At 72.1% G+C, this 19,086-nt stretch carries 19 protein-coding genes; 3 read left to right on the top strand and 16 right to left on the bottom strand.

Annotated elements, in window-relative coordinates; all coding sequences use genetic code 11:
• Positions 1-94 precede the first annotated feature (94 nt).
• Positions 95-1,054: a hydrogen peroxide-inducible genes activator gene (locus tag ACF09K_RS03065; RefSeq protein ID WP_392240708.1), complete on the bottom strand. Its 960-nt coding sequence runs from the start codon at positions 1,052-1,054 to the stop codon at positions 95-97.
• Between the two features lie 133 nt (positions 1,055-1,187).
• Between ACF09K_RS03065 and ACF09K_RS03060 the strand changes: the two genes are divergently transcribed.
• Together ACF09K_RS03060 and ACF09K_RS03055 are read left to right on the top strand one after the other, a co-directional pair.
• Positions 1,188-1,742 carry a peroxiredoxin gene (locus ACF09K_RS03060; protein ID WP_363092585.1) on the top strand — a complete coding sequence of 185 codons (555 nt, stop codon included), beginning with the start codon at positions 1,188-1,190 and terminating at the stop codon, positions 1,740-1,742.
• A gap of 6 nt (positions 1,743-1,748) precedes the next feature.
• Positions 1,749-2,282, top strand: coding sequence for an alkyl hydroperoxide reductase (locus tag ACF09K_RS03055; RefSeq protein WP_392240707.1), 534 nt, complete (start codon positions 1,749-1,751; stop codon positions 2,280-2,282).
• A 25-nt stretch (positions 2,283-2,307) separates the two neighbouring features.
• On the opposite strand, the gene ACF09K_RS03050 is transcribed toward ACF09K_RS03055, so the two are convergent.
• The 6 genes from ACF09K_RS03050 to ACF09K_RS03025 form a co-directional block, all read right to left on the bottom strand.
• Entirely contained in the window at positions 2,308-3,741 is a 1,434-nt protein-coding gene (locus tag ACF09K_RS03050; RefSeq protein WP_392240706.1) for an AI-2E family transporter, read from the bottom strand.
• A gap of 145 nt (positions 3,742-3,886) precedes the next feature.
• On the bottom strand, positions 3,887-4,585 hold the full coding sequence (locus tag ACF09K_RS03045; RefSeq protein WP_392240705.1) for a transglycosylase SLT domain-containing protein: 699 nt from the start codon (positions 4,583-4,585) through the stop codon (positions 3,887-3,889).
• Positions 4,586-5,025: 440 nt separating this feature from the next.
• Positions 5,026-6,351 carry a PhoH family protein gene (locus ACF09K_RS03040; RefSeq protein WP_392240704.1) on the bottom strand — a complete coding sequence of 442 codons (1,326 nt, stop codon included), beginning with the start codon at positions 6,349-6,351 and terminating at the stop codon, positions 5,026-5,028.
• A 529-nt stretch (positions 6,352-6,880) separates the two neighbouring features.
• Positions 6,881-7,654 carry an isoprenyl transferase gene (locus ACF09K_RS03035; protein WP_392240703.1) on the bottom strand — a complete coding sequence of 258 codons (774 nt, stop codon included), beginning with the start codon at positions 7,652-7,654 and terminating at the stop codon, positions 6,881-6,883.
• Between the two features lie 944 nt (positions 7,655-8,598).
• Entirely contained in the window at positions 8,599-9,459 is an 861-nt protein-coding gene (locus ACF09K_RS03030) for a methyltransferase domain-containing protein (RefSeq protein WP_392240702.1), read from the bottom strand.
• Positions 9,460-9,461: 2 nt separating this feature from the next.
• A complete protein-coding gene (locus ACF09K_RS03025) occupies positions 9,462-10,337 on the bottom strand; it encodes an LLM class flavin-dependent oxidoreductase (protein ID WP_392240701.1) in 876 nt (291 codons plus the stop codon).
• 270 nt (positions 10,338-10,607) lie between these two features.
• Between ACF09K_RS03025 and ACF09K_RS03020 the strand changes: the two genes are divergently transcribed.
• Entirely contained in the window at positions 10,608-10,997 is a 390-nt protein-coding gene (locus ACF09K_RS03020; RefSeq protein WP_392240700.1) for a DUF192 domain-containing protein, read from the top strand.
• 127 nt (positions 10,998-11,124) lie between these two features.
• On the opposite strand, the gene ACF09K_RS03015 is transcribed toward ACF09K_RS03020, so the two are convergent.
• From ACF09K_RS03015 to ACF09K_RS02975, 9 genes are all read right to left on the bottom strand, one after another.
• Positions 11,125-11,562 carry a hypothetical protein gene (locus ACF09K_RS03015; protein WP_392240699.1) on the bottom strand — a complete coding sequence of 146 codons (438 nt, stop codon included), beginning with the start codon at positions 11,560-11,562 and terminating at the stop codon, positions 11,125-11,127.
• 889 nt (positions 11,563-12,451) lie between these two features.
• Positions 12,452-13,078 carry an OmpA family protein gene (locus ACF09K_RS03010; protein WP_392240698.1) on the bottom strand — a complete coding sequence of 209 codons (627 nt, stop codon included), beginning with the start codon at positions 13,076-13,078 and terminating at the stop codon, positions 12,452-12,454.
• A 7-nt stretch (positions 13,079-13,085) separates the two neighbouring features.
• A complete protein-coding gene (locus ACF09K_RS03005; protein WP_392240697.1) occupies positions 13,086-13,670 on the bottom strand; it encodes a hypothetical protein in 585 nt (194 codons plus the stop codon).
• Positions 13,671-13,704: 34 nt separating this feature from the next.
• A complete protein-coding gene (locus ACF09K_RS03000) occupies positions 13,705-14,301 on the bottom strand; it encodes a pilus assembly protein TadG-related protein (RefSeq protein ID WP_392241023.1) in 597 nt (198 codons plus the stop codon).
• Positions 14,298-14,528: a Flp family type IVb pilin gene (locus ACF09K_RS02995; RefSeq protein WP_392240696.1), complete on the bottom strand. Its 231-nt coding sequence runs from the start codon at positions 14,526-14,528 to the stop codon at positions 14,298-14,300. The genes ACF09K_RS03000 and ACF09K_RS02995 overlap by 4 nt, the downstream gene beginning before the upstream one ends.
• A 114-nt stretch (positions 14,529-14,642) precedes the next feature.
• A complete protein-coding gene (locus ACF09K_RS02990) occupies positions 14,643-15,431 on the bottom strand; it encodes a response regulator (RefSeq protein WP_392240695.1) in 789 nt (262 codons plus the stop codon).
• Positions 15,432-15,505: 74 nt separating this feature from the next.
• The gene (locus tag ACF09K_RS02985; protein ID WP_392240694.1) at positions 15,506-17,023 is read right to left on the bottom strand and encodes a sensor histidine kinase; all 1,518 of its coding nucleotides are present in this window, start codon (positions 17,021-17,023) and stop codon (positions 15,506-15,508) included.
• 18 nt (positions 17,024-17,041) lie between these two features.
• A complete protein-coding gene (locus ACF09K_RS02980) occupies positions 17,042-17,929 on the bottom strand; it encodes a DUF5936 domain-containing protein (RefSeq protein ID WP_392240693.1) in 888 nt (295 codons plus the stop codon).
• Between the two features lie 54 nt (positions 17,930-17,983).
• Positions 17,984-18,928 (bottom strand): type II secretion system F family protein, encoded by a 945-nt coding sequence (locus ACF09K_RS02975; RefSeq protein WP_392240692.1) that lies wholly within the window; start codon positions 18,926-18,928, stop codon positions 17,984-17,986.
• Positions 18,929-19,086 lie beyond the last annotated feature (158 nt).

The raw sequence follows: 19,086 nt of genomic DNA, 5'->3' as shown, positions 1-19,086 counted from the left end.
GGGACGCGGGGGTGCCCGGCGGGACGGGACGCGACGGCGTCCGGCGGGGTCCGTCAGGTGCCCGGCAGGGTCCTCAGGCGGCCGGCGGGGTCCGTCAGGCGTCCGACCCGAGGACGCGTACCGGCAGCGGCGCCAGCGCCTCCCGCAGGGAGTCCGCCAGCTCGGCGTACTCGGCGCCGCGGGCCGCGCCGGAGCGCATGGCGAGGGCGATCCGGCGGGTGGGGGCGGGGGCGGCGAAGCGGCCGGTGAGGAGCTGGGTGCTGCGGCTGGTCTCGACGGTGACGGCGGTGCGCGGCAGCAGGGTGCAGCCCAGGCCGCCGGCGACGAGCTGGACCAGGGTGGAGAGCCCGGCGGCCGTGGTGGTCACCGGGGCGTCCTCGCGGCCGGCCTCCCGGCAGATGTCCAGGGCCTGGTCGCGCAGGCAGTGGCCCTCGTCGAGGAGCAGCAGGTTCAGCTCCTTGAGGGCCTCGCGCGGGATGCCCGCGCGTCCGCCCAGCCGGTGGCCGAGCGGGGTGACGAGTACGAAGTCCTCGTCGAAGAGGGGGAGTTCGGTGACACCGGGCACGCCGAGGGGGACGGCGAGCAGCAGCAGGTCGAGGCGGCCGGTGTGCAGTCCGTCGACCAGGCTGGCCGTCTGTTCCTCGTGGACCTGGAGGTCGAGCGCCGGGTAGCGGTCGTGGACCAGGCGCAGGACGGTGGGCAGGAGGTAGGGCGCGACGGTGGGGATGACCCCGAGCCGCAGCACCCCGGTGAACGGCGCCCGCACCGCCTCCGCCTCCTCCATCAGCGCCCCGACCTCGGCCAGCACCGCCCTGGCCCGTACGGCGAGACGCTCACCGGCCGGGGAGAGCAGCACCTTGCGCGTCGTACGCTCCAGCAGGGTCACGCCGAGGATCTCCTCCAGCGCGGCGACGGCACCGGACAGGGCGGGCTGGCTCATGCCGAGGGCCGCGGCCGCGTCCCGGAAGTGCAGGTGCTCGGCGACGGCCTCGAAGGCCCGCAGCTGCGCCAGACTGGGCAGCCGTCTCCTGGTGCCGCCGTTACCCGTGGTCACTGATAACCACCCCCGATCAACCCGACCGAGTGTAGCGATTTCTGCAATCAATGCACCCTGTGCCAGCATCAGGCTCGTCCAACCCATGGGAAGTGTCCGCGATCCGGACGCCTCCTCGCTGCAAGGAGAGCCTGTGCTCACTGTTGGTGACAAGTTCCCCGAGTTCGAACTCACCGCCTGCGTCTCGCTGGAGAAGGGTGCGGAGTTCGAGCAGATCCACCACAAGTCCTACGAGGGCAAGTGGCTGGTCGTGTTCGCGTGGCCCAAGGACTTCACCTTCGTGTGCCCGACCGAGATCGCCGCGTTCGGCAAGCTGAACGACGAGTTCGCCGACCGCGACGCGCAGATCCTGGGCTTCTCCGGAGACTCCGAGTTCGTGCACCACGCCTGGCGCAAGGACCACCCGGACCTGACCGACCTGCCGTTCCCGATGCTGGCGGACTCCAAGCACGAGCTGATGCGGGACCTCGGCATCGAGGGCGAGGACGGCTTCGCCCAGCGCGCCGTCTTCATCGTCGACCCCAACCGTGAGATCCAGTTCACGATGGTCACCGCGGGCTCCGTCGGCCGCAACCCCAAGGAGGTCCTGCGGGTCCTGGACGCCCTGCAGACCGACGAGCTGTGCCCGTGCAACTGGACCAAGGGCGAGGACACCCTCGACCCGGTCAAGCTGCTGGCCGGGGAGTGACCTGAGATGTCGCTCGACACCCTGAAGTCCGCGATACCGGACTACGCCAAGGACCTGAAGCTCAACCTCGGCTCGGTCATCGGCAACTCCGACCTGCCCGCCCAGCAGTTGTGGGGCACCGTGCTGGCGACCGCGATCGCCTCGCGCTCCCCGATCGTGCTGCGCGAGCTGGCGCCGGAGGCGAAGGCGAACCTCTCGCCCGAGGCGTACGCGGCGGCGAAGTCGGCTGCCGCGATCATGGCGATGAACAACGTCTTCTACCGCACCCGCCACCTGCTGTCGGACCACGAGTACGGCAACCTGCGGGCCGGGCTGCGGATGAACGTGATCGGCAACCCCGGGGTCGACAAGGTCGACTTCGAGCTGTGGTCGTTCGCGGTGTCCGCGATCAACGGCTGCGGGATGTGCCTGGACTCGCACGAGCAGGTGCTGCGCAAGGCGGGCCTCGAGCGCGAGGTGATCCAGGAGGCGTTCAAGATCGCCTCGGTGATCCAGGCGGTCGGTGTCACCCTCGACACGGAGGCCGTCCTCGCCGAGTGACGGCGGGCCGGGCCCCGGGCCCCGTTCACCCCTCGGGGTGGGCGGGGCCCTGTCCTTTCCCGTCGCCGGGGGCCGCCGTCACCGGGCCCTCGCCGTCGGCCCGGACGGTCCCGGCCGGGCCGTCACCGGGGGCCCACCGGACCGGCTGGACCGGCTGGACCGGAGCCACGTCGGCCGCGGTGGCGCCCCTGGGCTGCGGGGCCGTCCGCAGGGCCGGTTCGCGCGAGTAGGCGTGCAGGTAGCCCACCACCGTGTTCGTCACCGCCACGAGCGGTACGGCGACCACCGCGCCGCCGATGCCGGCGACCATGCCGCCGGAGGCGACCGCGAGGACCACCGCGAGCGGGTGGACGCGCACGGCGCGGCCGAGGATGAACGGCTGGAGGATGTGGCCCTCGATCTGCTGCACGGCCAGCACGACCGCCAGCGTCATCACCGCGGTGAACACGCCCTGGGTGACCAGGGCGACGACGACGGCGAGTGCCCCGGAGGCGACCGCGCCGACCAGCGGGATGAAGGAGAACAGGAAGATGAAGACGGCCAGCGGCACGGCCATGGGCACGTCGAGGAAGTAGATGCCGAGGCCGATGAAGACGGCGTCGATCAACGCCACCACCACCGTGCCGCGCACGTACGCCGTGAGCGTCGCCCAGGCCCGCGGGCCGGCGCCCGCGACACCCGGCCGGGCCGCGGCGGGGACCAGCTTGAGGGTCCACTGCCAGATGCGCTTGCCGTCGTAGAGCAGGAACAGCGTCGAGAAGAACGACAGCAGGATGCCGGTGAGGGCCTCCACGACGACGGTGACGCCCTCCAGGCCCGCGGAGGTGATCTCGTCGGTGTTGGCGCCGACGGCCTCGCGCAGGTTCTTGGCGATCCCGTTGATCTGCTTGTCGGTGACGTGGAAGGGGCTGTTGAGGAGCCAGCGGCGGAGGTCGTCGATGCCGTCCTGGACCTGGTCGGAGAGGTTGTCGATGTTCTCCATGACCTGCCAGGTCACGAACCAGCCCATCAGACCGATGACGACGAACCCGAGGATCGCCGTCAGCGCGGTCGCGGGCCCGCCGGGGACGCCCAGCCGCTTCAGCCGGGCCACGGTGGGCTCGAGGAGTGCGGTCAGCAGCAGGGACACCACGAAGGCCAGCACGACCAGTTGGACGGCGGTGATGACCTTCATCAGGACCCAGACGGTCCCGGCGAGCACCAGCAGCCGCCAGCCCGCCTCGGCGGCGACCCGGACGCCCCACGGCACCACCTGGGCCGGGTCGGGGCGCGGCGCGGGCGGCGCCGGTTCCCCGGCGGACACCGCCGGCGTCCCGGGTGGCACCGGCGTCCCGGGCAGGGCCGGTTCGGGCCCGGCGCCGCTCTCCCGGTCCGCCTCGGCCCGACGTTCGTCGAGCCGCTCACCCATCTCGGTCAGACCGGCACCGAGCCGGCCGAGCCACCCTGGCACTCTCGACATGATGCGCCTTCTTCCCCCGTCTCTCCCCACCACTCACCCCTGGAGTCGTCGGCATCGACCGTACAGGGCGAAAGCCCCTCCCCCTAGGACGGGGAGGGGCTGCGCGGGGTTGAGCGGGTGCCGCGGGCGGGCGGCGGCGTACGGCCTAGTACCAGTGGTTGGCCTGCCAGAACGACCAGGCGTCGCACGGGCTGCCGTAGCGCTCGTTCATGTAGTTCAGCCCCCACTTGATCTGGGTGGCCGGGTTGGTCTGCCAGTCGGCGCCCGCGGAGGCGTACTTGCCGGCGGGCAGCGCCTGGAAGAGGCCGTAGGCGCCGGAGGAGGCGTTGACGGCACGGTAGTTCCAGCTGGACTCGTGGTCCACGATGTTGCTGAAGCACTGGTACTGACCGCTGGGCACCATCTGCTGTGCCATCGCCTGGATCTGGGCGATCGAGTACGAGCTCTGGACGGGGAAGTCGGCGGAGCTGCGGCTCGCGGCGGCCTTGACCTCGGCGCGTTCCTTCGCGTCCGCCGCTGCCTTCTCGGCCGCCTTCTCGGCGGCCTCCTTCTTCGCGATCGCGGTCTTGGCGGCGGCCTTGCGGGCCGCTTCCTCAGCGTCCTTCTTGGCGCTCTCGTCCGCGGCGATGGCCTGGACACTGGCCTGCTGCGTCAGGGAAGCGGTCTGCACCTGGGCCTGCTGGCCCGCGGGGATGTCAGCGAGGAGCGTCGTCGCGTCGCTTGCCGTCGCTTCCGCGTCGTTGGGCTGCGCGATGCTGCCCGAGGCAACACCGACCACGCTTCCGACGGCGGTGACCGCGGTGGCCGAGGCCACTGCGAATCCCCGGACCGAGATCCGGCTCACACGGTTTCCTTCCAGCATCGCCCGCTTCGGTGACCCTGGCGGACGCGATCGTGCCCCTGAACACTGGCCTCCCAACTGCGGGGTCACGGGAGGCACGGGCCCGGTGGGCAACTCCCTGCTCGGGAGCGCCGCGTGGTGCTCGGGCGGCATACGACGAAGCTATGGAGTTGACGCGGTGCCGTACCTCCCCCGCCGCCTGAAACGGCGCGGAAGGTACTCAGGAATACGGGTGTGTCGTATGCGGGGCCTGACAGGATGGAGACTCTGCCGCAACCCGATACCGGGTGGCAATTCCGAGTTGCGTGTGAAAGCTCACATCCCGTTTCGTCCTGGCTGTTTCCTCGTTCGCCCCCGCACGAGGGCGCCGCCCGACTAGGCTCACAGCCTTTGTCGAGCGGCGCCGACTGTCCGACGGGGCCCGCGAAACGGGGGAGGGCCGGTCAGATGTGACCGTCCTCCAGCATTTCGGTCACAAGGGCCGCGATCTGGGACCTCTCGGACCGGTTCAGGGTGACGTGCGCGAAAAGCGGATGCCCCTTCAGTTTCTCCACGACGGCGACGACGCCGTCGTAACGGCCGACCCGGAGGTTGTCCCGCTGCGCCACGTCGTGGGTCAGGACGACCCGCGAATTGGCGCCGATCCGGGACAGGACGGTCAGCAGGACGTTCCGCTCCAGCGACTGGGCCTCGTCCACGATCACGAACGCGTCGTGCAGCGAGCGGCCGCGGATGTGGGTGAGCGGCAGGACCTCGAGCATGCCGCGGGCGGTGATCTCCTCGATGACCTCGCGGCTGGTGACCGCGGACAGCGTGTCGAAGACCGCCTGTGCCCAGGGGCTCATCTTCTCGGCCTCGGAGCCGGGCAGGTAGCCCAGTTCCTGTCCGCCGACCGCGTACAGCGGGCGGAAGACCATCACCTTCTGGTGCTGGCGGCGCTCCAGGACCGCCTCCAGGCCGGCGCACAGCGCGAGCGCGGACTTGCCGGTGCCGGCCCGGCCGCCCATCGACACGATCCCGACGTCCGGGTCGAGCAGCAGGTCGAGCGCGATGCGCTGCTCGGCGCTGCGGCCCTTGACGCCGAACGCCTCCCGGTCTCCGCGCACCAGGCGCACACTGCCGTCGGCCGTGACCCGGCCGAGCGCCTTGCCGCGCTCGGACTGGATGGTCAGGCCGGTGTGCACGGGCAGTTCGGAGGCTTCGGGGACGTACACCCGTCCTTCCTCGAAGAGGATGTCCACCTGCTCGGCGGGGAGCGTCAGTTCCGACATCCCGGTCCAGCCGGAGGAGTCGGTGATGGCCAGTTCGGCCCGGTACTCCTCGGCGAGCAGCCCGACGGAGGACGCCTTGATCCTCAGCGGGAGGTCCTTCGACACGACGGTGACGTCGAACCCCTCGGCCTGGAGGTTGCGGGCGACCGCGAGGATGCGGGAGTCGTTGTCCCCCAGGCGGTAGCCGCTGGGCAGCACGCTGGGGTCCGAGTGGTTGAGCTCGACACGGAGGGTGCCGCCCAGCTCCCCGATCGGAAGGGGGGCGTCGAGACGGCCGTGCTTCACCCGGTAGTCGTCGAGCAGGCGCAGGGCCTGCCGGGCGAAGTAGCCGAGTTCGGGATGGTGCCGCTTGGCCTCCAGCTCGGTGACCACGACGACGGGGAGCACGACCTCGTGCTCGTCGAAGCGGTTCATGGCGTGCGGGTCGGCCAGCAGGACGCTGGTGTCGAGAACGTAGGTGCGCCGGTCTGGCTTGTGGCGCTTTGTGCTGGTCACCACGGAAGGACGTACCCCCTCGGATGAGGTCGGGGAGCGACGGAGTGGAGCTGGACCGGAATCCGGCCGTCTGCACGGACCGGAGACCGGCCCTCCGCCGCGTCCGCGCTGACCGCACGATCGAGCTGGTGCAAAGGGCCTCCCGGGCGGACGGCCCCGTGCCGTCCGCTGAGATCCGACACCCGTGGTTCGGGCGTCGACCTGCTTGGTTTATGCCCTCGAAGACGCGCCGCCATGCCACGGCCCGAGGCGGCGCGCCGGTGAACTCCTTGTTGCTTCCGTTCCTGACGGGGCGTCCTGAGGACTTCCACGGGGGAACGGGGAGGTGCGGCGGGGTCCGTACGCGGGGGCGGCCGGCCGTGGTGCGGCCGGTGCGCACGGCCGGAAACGGCCGTCGTGCGGGTGGCGGCCGGCGGGGCGGCCGGGCCGGTCACCGCAAGACGGGTGCCGGGTCGGCCGTCATGACGGTGGCGCGGTCGGCTCGGCCGCCGTGGCGTGCGGCCGGGCCGGGCGCCGTGGCGCCGGTGCCGGGTCAGCCGCCGAAACGCCGGTGCCGGGCCTCGTAGTCGCGCAGGGCGCGCAGGAAGTCGACCTTGCGGAAGGCGGGCCAGAACACGTCGCAGAAGTGGTACTCCGAGTGCGCCGTCTGCCACAGCATGAAACCGGACAGCCGCTGTTCGCCGCTGGTGCGGATCACGAGGTCGGGGTCGGGCTGGGCGCCGGTGTAGAGGTGGCGGCCGATCATGTCGATGTCGACGGACTCGGCGAGGTCCTCCATGGAGACGCCCTTGTCCCGGGCGTCGAGGATCATCGAGCGGACCGCGTCGGCGATCTCCTGGCGGCCGCCGTAGCCGATGGCGACGTTGACGAGTATCCCGTCGACGTCGGCGGTGGCCTCCTCGGCCTCCTTCAGCGTGCGCTGCATGCCGGCCGGCAGGAGGTCGGGGGTGCCGACGTGGTGCACGCGCCAGCGGCCGTCGGCGGCGAGGGTGCGCACGACGTCCTCGATGATGCCGAGAAGGGGGACCAGCTCCTCCTCGGCGCGGTCGAAGTTGTCCGTGGACAGCAGCCAGAGGGTGACGACGCCGACGTCCGTCTCGGAGCACCAGCCGAGGAACTCCTCGATCTTGTCGGCGCCCGCCCGGTGGCCGTGCACGGTGGTGGAGCCCGCGGCCTTCGCCCAGCGCCGGTTGCCGTCCATGATCACGCCGATGTGCTTGGGCACCTGAGCGTGGTCCAGGTGGCCTTCCACCCGGCGCGCGTACAGCCTCACCAGCAGGCCGCGCAGCTTGTCGCGCAGGTTCACGTGAATGTCAGCCCCTCCGTGCGGTGGCGGTCCCCGCGGGCGGCAGCCTACCCCCACGGGAGCGGTGCGGGTGAGCGGGGTGCGCCCGGCGCCGCGGAACCCCGCCCTCCGCGGACATGAAAAAACGGGCCGGTCCGTGGGGGGGATACGGACCGGCCCGAGGGGGGGTTTCCACCATAACCCTTCGTGAGGGATGTCGCGCACATCGGCACGCCACAATTACTCTCCGGAGTTGCCCGGCGACGGGGAGCTGGTGATCCGAGGTGGAATTCGCAGGCGGTTCACGACCGAAAGGCGGTGGAACCCAGGCGGATCGGTCCGGACGCCGATGAAAGCGGAGGTTTTCACACCACTTGAGCCCGACCGGGTCACGGGACGAACTTCCCCCTGACGGACCATCCCCGGTCGCACGCCCGCTTGACGCGGCACGTCACCGCGCAGCCCCCTCCACCGCGCGGTGACGCCCGCGCAGCTTTGCTGGCGCGAATTGCCTGGCGTCGAATCTACCGGAGGCGGGACGGCGGTCCGGACCAACTCCGGTAACGATGTGGAAACCCTGTGGAGACGGCGCGGCGATGTGCGGAGATGTGGGCTGAATGCCCTTTTCGCATGGGGTCGTTGTCGCGGTGCGGGGCCGGGCGACGGCCGGTCCCCCGGTGCTCGGCGGGGTGCGACCGGGCGCGACGGGGGCCGGCGGGCGCAAAGAAGTCCGGGCTCCCGGGGAGGGTGGGAGTGGGGCGAGCGGGAGTCGGGTGAGCGGGTCCGGCGGGTGAGCGGGTCCGGCGGGTGAGCGGGTCCGGCGGGCGAGCGGGTCCGGCGGGCGAGCGGGTCCGGCGGGCGAGCGGGTCCGGCGGGCGAGCGGGTCCGGCGGGCGAGCGGGTCCGGCGGGCGAAGAGCTGCGGGGCCGGACCGAGTCGGCGTCCGGGGGTGGCGGCCGGGACGTCCTACGGAACCGGCCGGGCCGACGGGGCCGACCGGGCCGGTCTGCGGGCCTCGACGAGGTGGCGGGTGCTGTGCGCCGTGAAGGGGCCCTCGGACTCGATCCGCTCGTGCAGCGAGCGCAGTGGTGCCGCGTACCGGTCCACGGTGAAGCCGGGCACCATCCACACCACCTTGCGCAGGAAGTGGACGACGGCGGCGATGTCGTGGAACTCGACGCGCAGCCGTTCCGCCCGCAGGTCGACGATCTCCAGACCGGCCGCCTCGGCTTCGGCGCGTTCGCGGTCGGGGTGGCGGGCGGCGCCCACCTCGTCGGGCAGCGGACCGAGGAAGTGCTCGACCAGTTCGAAGACGCTGCGCGGGCCGACGTGCTGGGCGAAGTAGGTGCCGCCCGGTTCGAGGACGCGCGCGATCTCGGCCCACGGCGGCCGCACCGGGTGCCTGCTGGAGACGAGGTCGAAGGCGGCGTCCGCGAAGGGCAGGGGTTCGTCCTCCCCGACGGCGACCACCGCGACGCCCCGCGGCCGCAGCAGGGCGGTGGCCTTGGCGGTGTTCGCCGGCCGGCCCTCGGTGGCGATCGCGAGGCCGGGGGCTTCGGGGGCGGCCCGGCCCAGCGCGAAGTCCAGGACCTCCCCGCCCCCGGTCTGCACGTCGAGCGCCGCCCGGGCACCGGCGAGCCGTCCGGCGAGGGACACCGCGTATCCCCAGGAGGGCCGCGCCTCGGTGGCCCGCCCCTCGAACCAGGAGAAGTCCCATCCCTCGGTGGGCACGGCCAGCCCCTCGGCGACGAGGTTCTCGAAACGGCGGGACCGGTCTCCGCCGTCGTGCGACGGCTGCTGCCGGGCGCCCCTCCCCGTGGCCGGCACGGTCACTTCACCAGGGCCCGTACGTCGTCGCCCACGAACCGGACGAAGCCCTCGGGGTCGGGTTCGTCGGCGGTCGGCAGGAGGACGACCGTGTCGGCGCCCGCCTCGGCGTACTGCCGGACCCGGTCGGCGACCTCGGCCGCGTCCCCTGCGACCCCCAGGCCGGGCACGTCGGCGACACCGGCCGTGACCAGCTCCCGCTGGAGGCGGGCCGCCGCGCCCTCGCCGGTGGCCGCGAAGAGGTAGACGACGATCTTGTGGGCGTCGGCGTCCCGGCCGGCCGCGGCCCTGCCCTCGGCCACCAGCCGGCGGGCCTCGCGCACGCCCTGCGGGGTGAAGACCTCGTTGAGGACCGTGCCGTCCGCGACCTCGCCGGACAGCCGCAGGGTGCGCGGGCCGATCCCGCCGACGAGCACCTCGGCACCGCCCGGCGGCGGCCAGTCGAGGGCGACGTCCTCCAGCGTGACGTACCGCCCCCGGGTCGTGATCCGCTCTCCGTCCAGCAGGCCGCGCAGCGCGAGGGTGTACTCGCGCAGCAGGGTCAGCGGGGAGGCGGGGCGGGCCCCGACCTGGCCCATCCAGTCCTGGACGCCGTGGCCGATGCCGAGGCTGACGCGGCCGGGGAACATCCGGTGCAGGGTGGCGGCCTCCATCGCGGTGACGGCGACGTTGCGCAGCGGCACCGGCAGCAGACCCACGCCGATCCGGACCCGTTCGGTCCAGGCGAGCGCGGCCGCGGCGGCCGAGATCCCGGCCTCCCGGAAGCAGTCCTCGAAGACCCACAGCTCGTCGAGCCCGGTGGCGTCCGCGAGACGGGCGATCGCGCGGAGCCGCTCCGGAGGCAGCTGCGGACGGAAGATGGCGCCGAGTTCGGTCATGATCTCTTCCTATCCGGGTGCTCCCGCCCCCGACAACTCCTTTACTGGGCCGTCGAGTCGGCGGTTTCGGGCACGCCGCTCCCGGCGTGCCCGTGGTGCAGCAGGACGACGCCGTTGCCGAAGGTGCGGGTCGGTGCCACGGGAAGGGCTGTGGCGGGGGCGGGGCGGGGATACGGTCGGGTGGTGTCGCGGCGCGGGAGTCGGTGCCGGGGCTCGCGGTGCCGGGCGGCGAACCGGAAGGTGGCCCGGGAACGGGAACGGGGGACGGGAATGGGACGGCGGTTCCGGGACGGGCGGGGGCGGCTGGTCGTGCCGGGCGGGGACGGGGCGGCGGTGACGGTCCCGCTGGAGATCGCGGCCTCGTACCGCGCCCGCACGAGGGGCCTGCTGGGGCGGGACGCGGTCGAGGGCGCGCTGCTGCTCTCCCCCGCCGGCAGCGTGCACACCTTCGGCATGCGGATGCCCATCGACGTCGCCTACCTGGACCGCGGTCTGACCGTCCTGAGCGTCCGCACCATGCGACCGGGACGCCTCGGCCTGCCCCGGCCGAGGTCACGGCACGTGCTGGAGGCGGGGGCGGGGGTCATGGCGGGGTGGGGGGTGCGGACGGGGGTGACGGTCTCGGTGGAGCCCGAGACCGGGTTCGGGCCCTCTTCGTGAGGGGCCGCTCCGTGACGTGACCGCGGGTCGCCGAAGCCGCCGGAGCCACCGGAGCCACCGGTGGGACATCGCGGGCTCTTGGCCGGCCCGCGGACGGCTCCGGGCGAACGGCACCTGCCCGGATCGTTCATGACGTGTCCTTCTCCTCGGTACGGCTCTCCTCGGTACGGCGTCGGCCGACGGCCAGGCGCACGGCGTGGGCCAGGCAGAGGAGCGCCAGAACGGGGAGCGCGACCAGGGCCGGGTTCACCCAGGCCGGGACCAGGTCGTACCCCGCGTGGCATCTGTCGTGCAGCGGGAACCACCGCGTGTACTCGTCGAAGTTCGCCCTGCGGTACGCCCGGTCGTAGGTCTGGCCCGCCCCATGACACGCCTCCTCCGGATCCAGCGACGCCCCGGCGAGGGAGCCGACGAGGTAGGTGACACCCGTTCCCAGCAGAAGGAGCACCGCGCTCCAGGTGAACCAGGCGGGACTGTGCCGCCATGTGCCCGAGAACAGCGGACGGCTCCAGAACCACAGTCCGGCCAGGAGGGGAAGGAGGGTCGGGAGGAGAACGACGGCCATGGAGCAGGAAACCATCTCATTCGACTCGGCGGGCTGTCGGCGGTGGCGGCACTCCGAGAGACGCACTGGCATGCACCAACAAGCCTGACATCACTGATGACTTGGCAATCACCGGATAAGCCACCTCGTTCTGTTCGTCTCGCAGTACGTGGGATAGCGATGTAAGGCGAAAGCCACGCCAAGACGTCCGGTGCACGCGTCGGCCCGTGCACCGGACGTCCGAGCTTCAGCGACCCGCCGCCCGGCCCTCGTCCGCCGTGCAACGGAAGCAGCGGCAGGGCGGCCACGGCGTGAAGTCCGGCAGAGGGGCCGGTTCTCCGCCGCCCTCGTGAGCACGGGCCGGGGCCGAGGCGGTGCGTCGGCCGTCCCGGTCGACGCGGTGGGTGCGGAGCGTCAGGCGGGAGGCGCCCGGCTCGGGTGGGGTGCCGGCGTTCACCGGGGTGCCTCACCCGTCGGCGGGTGAGGGCAGACGCAGCCGCAGCGTCGCACCAGCAACAGGACCCCGCCGTGCACGTCCATGCACCGGAGCCCGACGCTCGCAGACGCGTCGACATCCCGGATTCTCACGGTATCGGCCCACCGCGGGTGTACTCGGTCAAGGTCTTCGAGGTGCTGAGACCACCGCCCTCGATCGGACTGCCGCTCCTGGAGCCAGAACACGAAGTCGACTTCCGGTTCTGCTTCCTCTCGCGCATCGGCGTAGGGGGCCGTGCATCCGTCTCCCGGCCACCGGACCCGACTGGATCACCAACCCTGCCGCCCGCACAGGTGACGCTCCGACCTGCGGGTCTCACGGTGGCGGTACAAGTGCTGCCACCGTGCAGTTCTCGCTGAGATCATGCAGCGAGTTTCGAGACCCTACAGGTCGGCCGGCTGAGCGACCGGCCCGTCAGCCCGCCGTCCTCGGGAACGTGACCTCCACCCTGCGGTTCTTCTTGCGGCCCGCTTCGGAGGTGTTGTCGGCGATGGGGTACTGCTCACCGTAGCCGCGCACCTCGAAGACGACGTTCGCGTCGTTCAGGTCGCCGGCGAGGGCGGCCTGGACCGCGTTCGCGCGCTGCTTCGACAGGACGTCGCCGTGGGCGGAGGAGCCGAGGTTGTCCGTGAAGCCGAAGACCCGGATCTGCGTGGCGTTCTGCTTCTTGATCTCCGTGGCGATCCCGGCGATGCGGGCCTTGGCGTCGGCGCTCAGCCTGGCGCTGTCCTTGCCGAAGAGGACCTCCGCCTGGAGGGCGAACTTCACGTCCGCGTTGGTGTCCTCGCGGCGCTCGTCCCCGGTCTCGTCCTCGACGACCTGCTTGATGTCGAGCACCTTGGGCTCCGCGAGGGTGGCGCCCTCGGGCAGCTTGAGGTCGGGGTCGTTGGGGTCCACTTCCACGGGGGCGGTCGCGGTGGGTTCGGTGCCCGGGGGCACGCTGGGGTCGTCGGCGCGGGCGGGGGGCGCGGCGACGAGGAACAGGGTGGTCGCGAGCAGGGCCAGGGGCAGCCGGCGGGGTGCGAGTCCGGTGGGGGTCATCGGGGGCTCACCCGGAGATCTTGATGACCGCGCTGGGGAACAGCGGCAGTTGGAAGGAGACGTCGGCCGTGTCGGCGGGCGGCGCCGGGAACTGGAGGAACACGTCGATGGATTCACCGGCCTTGAGCGTCGAGAAGCCCGTCGTCGTCAGGGGGCGGCCCTCCGTGTCGCGCAGGACGTAGTAGCGCTTCTTGCTCTTGGAGTCGATGAGGGTGGCTCCGCCGAGGGACCTTCCGTTGTTCATGATCTCGGTCTCGTTGCCGCTCAGCGCCGAGGGGATGGTGACCACCGTGCCGCTGTCGTTCTTGAAAGCACCGCTGACGGTGACGAAGCCGCCAGAGTCCCGCACTGCGGCAGTGATTTGCAGATTGAGTCCGCTCGGGCCCTTCAGCTCGGCCAATGGCTCTTGGGACTGACCCTCTTGAGGGTTCGGTTGCGATCCGCCGGCTGTGGAAGCGGAGGACGAGTTATCGGGCTTCTTGGCATCGTCGCCCCCGCCTCCACCGCACGCTGACGAGCCGACGGCCAGCCCGGCCACGGCGACCAGCGCGACCATCCCCCTGCGGGCTTTCCCCGTCAACCGCATGCTCATCACTCTGCTTCCTTCTCCACTCGTCATTCGCTCGTCAGTCGGCCAGGTGGACGTCGAAGAGGTCTTCGGGTCCGGGGAGATCGCCGAGGTTGTCAGGGTCCAGCTCCCAGTCCCCGTCCTCACAGGTGAGCTTCGGCAGTACGTCCTCCTCGGCATCCTCACCCAGGGGATCGAACCCGCACAGCGGTTCGATCACGGCGACGGCGTCGGCGTGCGCTTGTGTGGTGCTCGTGGCCGGAATGACGGAATCCCCCGCCGTTTTGTTCGCCTGGACGGCGACACGGAATCGCAGCCCGTCCGGGAAACAGCCGTCCACAGTGGCATCGTTCTGCGCGGCAAGCTCGTGGGCGCGCCAACAAGGGTCGGGAAGCCCCACCCCGTCGCCGTCCAAGATGTCCTGCCATTTCGTGGGATCGAGAACGTCTTCCACCCACTGCCCCGCAAGCTCGTCCCTGGTCTCCTGCGCGGCCGCCAGTGCCGCCGCGTCTGCGGCCGTCTGGGCGCCGTTGCGGTTCACCGCGGCCTGGCCGACCGCGAAGTACGCGAACGCGAGAAAGAGCAGGCCCGCCACCACCGTGAGGTAGATGGGGAAGACCTGCCCTGCGTCGCCGCGCCCACGGAATCGGGTCAGGGCGCCACCTTGGCGATCTGAGTGGTGAGCTTGTCCACGATCGTCTGGCCCAGGTTCGTGTTCGCGATCAGCACCACGATCGCCACCACCACCGCGATGATGCCCAGGTACTCGACCGCGGTCTGGCCCCGGTCGCCGCGGCGACGGGCGGCCTCGGCCGTCGTGTTCTTCCAGCCGTTCACCCGGACCCTGGCCGCGACGACGGTCTTCAGCATCAGGTCGCTCATGGCGTTCCCCTCCGTTTGCGGCGTTACCGGCACGAGGAACGTAAAGCGGAACGGGAGTGCCGACGGAGGGTCCCTGGGCCCAATCGCGGGCCCAAACAGGGGTGCGGCGGGCCGTCACGGGGTCACCGCCGTTCCCAGCCACTTGGCCGCCGCTTCCGAGCGGCTGGTGCTGTGGAGCTTGGCGAAGATGCGGTTGATGTGGTTCTTGACCGTCTTCTCGCTGATGAAGCAGGTGGCGGCGATCTGCTGGTTGGTCAGGCCCGCCGCGATCAGGTCCATGATCTCCGCCTCCCTCGCACTGAGTCGACACCTCTTTTCCGACTGTCCCACAATCGGTTGCACATGCGAAAGCGATTCGCGATAACTCTCCGGAAATCGACTCCCTGAGGGGACGTCACCGTGTGCAGTCGCATCGGAGGAGCGGAGGTGGGCGAGTACCGCCGTCGCCGCCGCGGGGGTGAAGTGGGCCCGTCCGGCCACGATGTCCCGGATCGCGGAGAGCAGTTCCGTGACGGTGAACTCGCCGTGCACCAGGTAGCCGCCCGCCCCGCGCCGCAGGGCCTCCTGGACGACCTCCGACTCGCTGCTGTGGGTGAGCATCATGACGGGGGCGACGCGCACCAGGTGGGGAAGTGCCGCGAGGCCGTCCACGTCGGGCATGCGGACGTCCAGCAGGACGAGGTCGGGGCGGTGGTGGAGGGCGGCCTCGTAGGCCTGGCGGCCGTCGGCGGCCTCCGCGACGACCGTGATGTCCTCCACGCCGGAGAGGAGGGCGCCCAGGCCGGCGCGGACCACCGGGTTGTCGTCGGCCACCACCACGCGTACCGGCGTGGAGCGGGGCGGGGCCGCGAGGGTCTCCGGGAACGTCTCCGGGAAGGGGGTGGCGGGGGGCCGGTCCGGCATCGGGGGGCCTCCTCTCGTGGGGCGGGTCGTGGGGCGGGTCGTGGGGCGGGGGATCGGGTCGTACGGCGTGGGGGTCATGGTGTCGACGTCGTGAGTGCCGCGAGCGGAAGGTGCAGGAACACTCCGGTGCCGCGGGGGTGAAGTCCTTCGCCGAAGCGGATGCGGGCGCCGACGGTCGCGGCCCGCTCCGCCATGCCGACGAGTCCGAAGTGCCCTGTGCGGCGCAGCTGTTCGAGGTCGGTGCCGGGCGGCAGGCCGGGTCCGTCGTCGAGGACGCCGATGTCGAGGAGTCCGTCGCGCACGCCCGCCCGGACCTCGACGCGGGTGGGGCCGGCGTGCCGGTGGGCGTTCTCCAGGGCCTCCGCGGCGATGGTCAGCAGGTGCCGGGCCACGGTGGGCGGGACGGGGAGCGTGGTGCGGTCGCCCGTGGGGTGGTAGGTGGCCGGCAGGCCGGTCCGGTCGGCGAAGGCGCGGGTGTGGGCGGCCAGTTCGCGCAGGAGGTCGACGCCCCGGTCGGGGTCCGTCTCGCGGCGCAGGTCGGTGAGGAGTTCGCGGGACTCGGCGGCGGCGCGGCGGGCGGCGCGGGCGACCAGTTCGGCCTGTTGCCGGACGCGGTCCGGGTCCAGGTCCGTCGGCCCGGCCGAAGCCGAACGGGCCAGGCCGTCCGCCGCGAGGGCCACACCGTGCAGGGTCTTGGCGACGGAGTCGTGCATCTCGCGGGCCAGCCGGGCCCGTTCGGCCGCGACCGCCTGGGTCACGGCCAGCCTGGCCCTGACCGTGGTCAGGGCGAGGGTCGCGGTGCCGAAGCGGAGCATGAGGCCACGCAGGGTGGAGCCCACGGCCCCGGTGATGACGCAGAAGCCGGGGAGCAGCAGCCGCTCCGCGAGGCCCGCGCCGGACTCCCGTTCCAGGGTGGCGTGGACCAGCAGCAGGATCAGCGACTGGAGCGAGGCGAAGCAGGCGGCGCCCCGCCAGCCGTAGACGATGCCGGCGAGGAGGGGGGTGCAGACGCTGACGTAGGCGAGCGTGGTGTCGGGGCCCGCGGAGATCAGCAGCAGGGTGCCGAAGAGGGTGTCCACGGCGAGCAGGGTGGGGTGGCGCAGCAGGAGGGGACCGAAGCGTTCCCAGTCCCGGAAGAGGACGTAGGAGCCCATGAAGGTGACGACCACGGCCGCGCCGACCAGGCGGGCCCCCAGGCCCGGCGAGGCGTTGAGGAGGGCGGCCGGGGCGGCCAGGGCGATCATGGCGAGCCGGAAGCCGAAGACCTGGCGGCACATCGCCTGGAGCGCGTTGACCTGGAGCGGCAGGGGCGGCTCGGTCTCCCGCCGCCCGGACGGGAAGCCGGCCGTGGGGGTGCCCTCGAAGGCGGAGGCGGAGGCGGAGGCGGAGGCGGGGGCCGAGGCGATGGCGGGGGCCGAGGGTTCGGCGGCGTCCGGGGCGGTGGGCACCGAAGGGTCCGGCGCGGCGGGTCCGGCGGGCCCCCGCACGCGGTCCTGGACGGCGGCGCGGGGGCCGGCCGTCGTGGTGGCTTCCTCCGCCCGCGTACGGCGTCGTCGCAGCAGGCCGCCGCGTCGCCGCGGAGTCGCCGTCATGGCCGTCATCCCGCTCACCTACTCGCCCGTGATCGAGCTGAAGTCCGTGCCGGAGCCCAGCAGCATGCCCGCGCCGAGGAGGAGCATCGTGGCCGGGACCATGAACGTCGTGATCATCAGCGTGGCCTTGGGGACCGCGCGGGCGGCCTTGCGGCGGGCGTTCTGCGCGTCCGTACGGCGCATGTCCTTGGCGATCGCGACCAGGGTGTCGACGATCGGCGCGCCCAGTTCCTCGCCCTGCTGGAGTGCGGTGACGAACATGGCGACCTGCTCGGAGTCGTTGCGGCGGCGGAGCTCGGCGAAGGCGTCGCGGCGGCTCATGCCGAGGTCCATCTGGCGGAGCGTGATCCGGATCTCGTCCGCCCACGGGCCCGCGTACCGGGACGCCACCCGGTCGAGGGCCTGGCGGAAGCCGAGGCCCGCGCTCACGACGACGGCGAGGACGTCCAGGAAGTCCGGGAGGGTGCGTTCGATCGCGTCCCTGCGGACCCGGATCGCCGCCCAGATGCCGACCTCGGACCAGAACAGGCCGAACGCGATCATGAGGAGGGCGAGGAAGAAGCTGCCCTGGAGCAGCGCGGCCAGGGCGCCGAGTGCGCCGATCGCCCCGTAGACCGCCCGGCGGGCCGCGTAGCGGTCGATCGTCAGGCCGCCGGGGTTGCCCGCGAGGTCGATCCTGCGGCGGTACCTGGCGACCTGCTTGGGTCCCATGAGCCGCAGGACGGCGGGGGCGTACCGCATGCCGAGGCGGTCGACGAGGGAGCCGACGGCGCCGGTGCGGGTGGCGCCGACCTCCAGCGCCAGGGCGAGGTCGCCGGGCAGCTTCACCTCGGCGCGGTACATGCGCACGCCGGCGAAGACGCCCCAGACGGCGAGGCCCATGACGAGTGCGAGCAGAAGTTCCATGACGGTCGATTCCTCCCTCGGTTCCGGAGTCCGCGGTCCTGTGGCCCCGGGTCCTCAGACGTCGATGCGGGACATGCGGCGGATGAGGACGAAGCCGACGGCGTAGAGGGCGAAGGCGATGATCACGCTGGCCTGGCCGGCGGCCGATCCCGTCATGCGGTCGAGGGTGCCGTCCGCGACGCTGTCCATGAGGAACAGGGCTCCCACCCCCAGCGCCGGCACCGCGTAGGAGGTCATGTTCACCTGGGACAGCTGGGTGCGGACCTCGCGGCGGGTCTCCTTCCGTTCCTCCAGCGTCTCCGTGAGGTTGCGCAGGGCCCCCACCACCTGGCCGCCGGCCCGGTTGGACAGGACGAGGGTCGTGACCAGGACGACGAGTTCGCGGGAGGGGAGGCGGTCGGCGAGTTCGCCGAGGGCGTCGTCCAGGGAGTGGCCGACGGCCAACTGGTTGGCGACCTTGGCCAGTTCCTCGCCGGCCGGGGCCTCCAGTTCCTCGGCGGCCATGCCGATCGCGGTGCGCAGGGCGAGTCCCGCGTCGGTGGCGTTGGCCAGGATGCGGGCCAGTTCGGGGAGTTGGTTGATGAAGCGCTCGATGCGTTTCTGGCGCTGCCAGTTGAGGAACTGCCAGGCGGCCCAGACGCCGAGCAGGCCGGCCAGGGGGCCGAAGAAGGGGGCCAGGACGGCCTGGCCGACCAGCCACAGGGCGGCGACCGCCGCCAGCATGCAGGCGAGGAACTCCCCCGGCGTGACGTCCAGGCCGGTGGCCGTCAGCCGCAGCTCCAGTGCGCGGCCGAGGTCGGTGCGGCGCAGGCGGCGGTCCAGGGCGCGGAAGCGGCGCCGGCGGCCGGCCGGGAGGATCTGGCCGGTGGCGGTGAGGCGGTCGACGAGGGCGGCGCGCTGGGCCCGGCCCCGCGCGTACGTGTGCACGCCCGCGACGGCCAGGCAGCAGGTCAGCAGGCTCACGCCGGTGGTGAGGGTGATCAGGTTCTGGAGGGTCATGGGTGGTCCTGCCTGTCCTGTCCTGTTCCGTCCTGGCCGCGCTGTCGCGAGGGTCTGCTGTCGGGTTTTCCTGGAAGTACCGGTGCCGGGCTTTCCTGGAAGTACTGCTGTGCGGGTTCTTCGGAAGTTCCCCTGCGGGGCGCCTCCGGGAGTACCGC

The sequence above is a fragment of the Streptomyces sp. NPDC014882 genome (assembly GCF_043081325.1).
In the GTDB taxonomy this organism is placed as follows: Bacteria; Actinomycetota; Actinomycetes; order Streptomycetales; family Streptomycetaceae; genus Streptomyces.
This window is presented reverse-complemented; position numbering and strand designations above follow the sequence as displayed.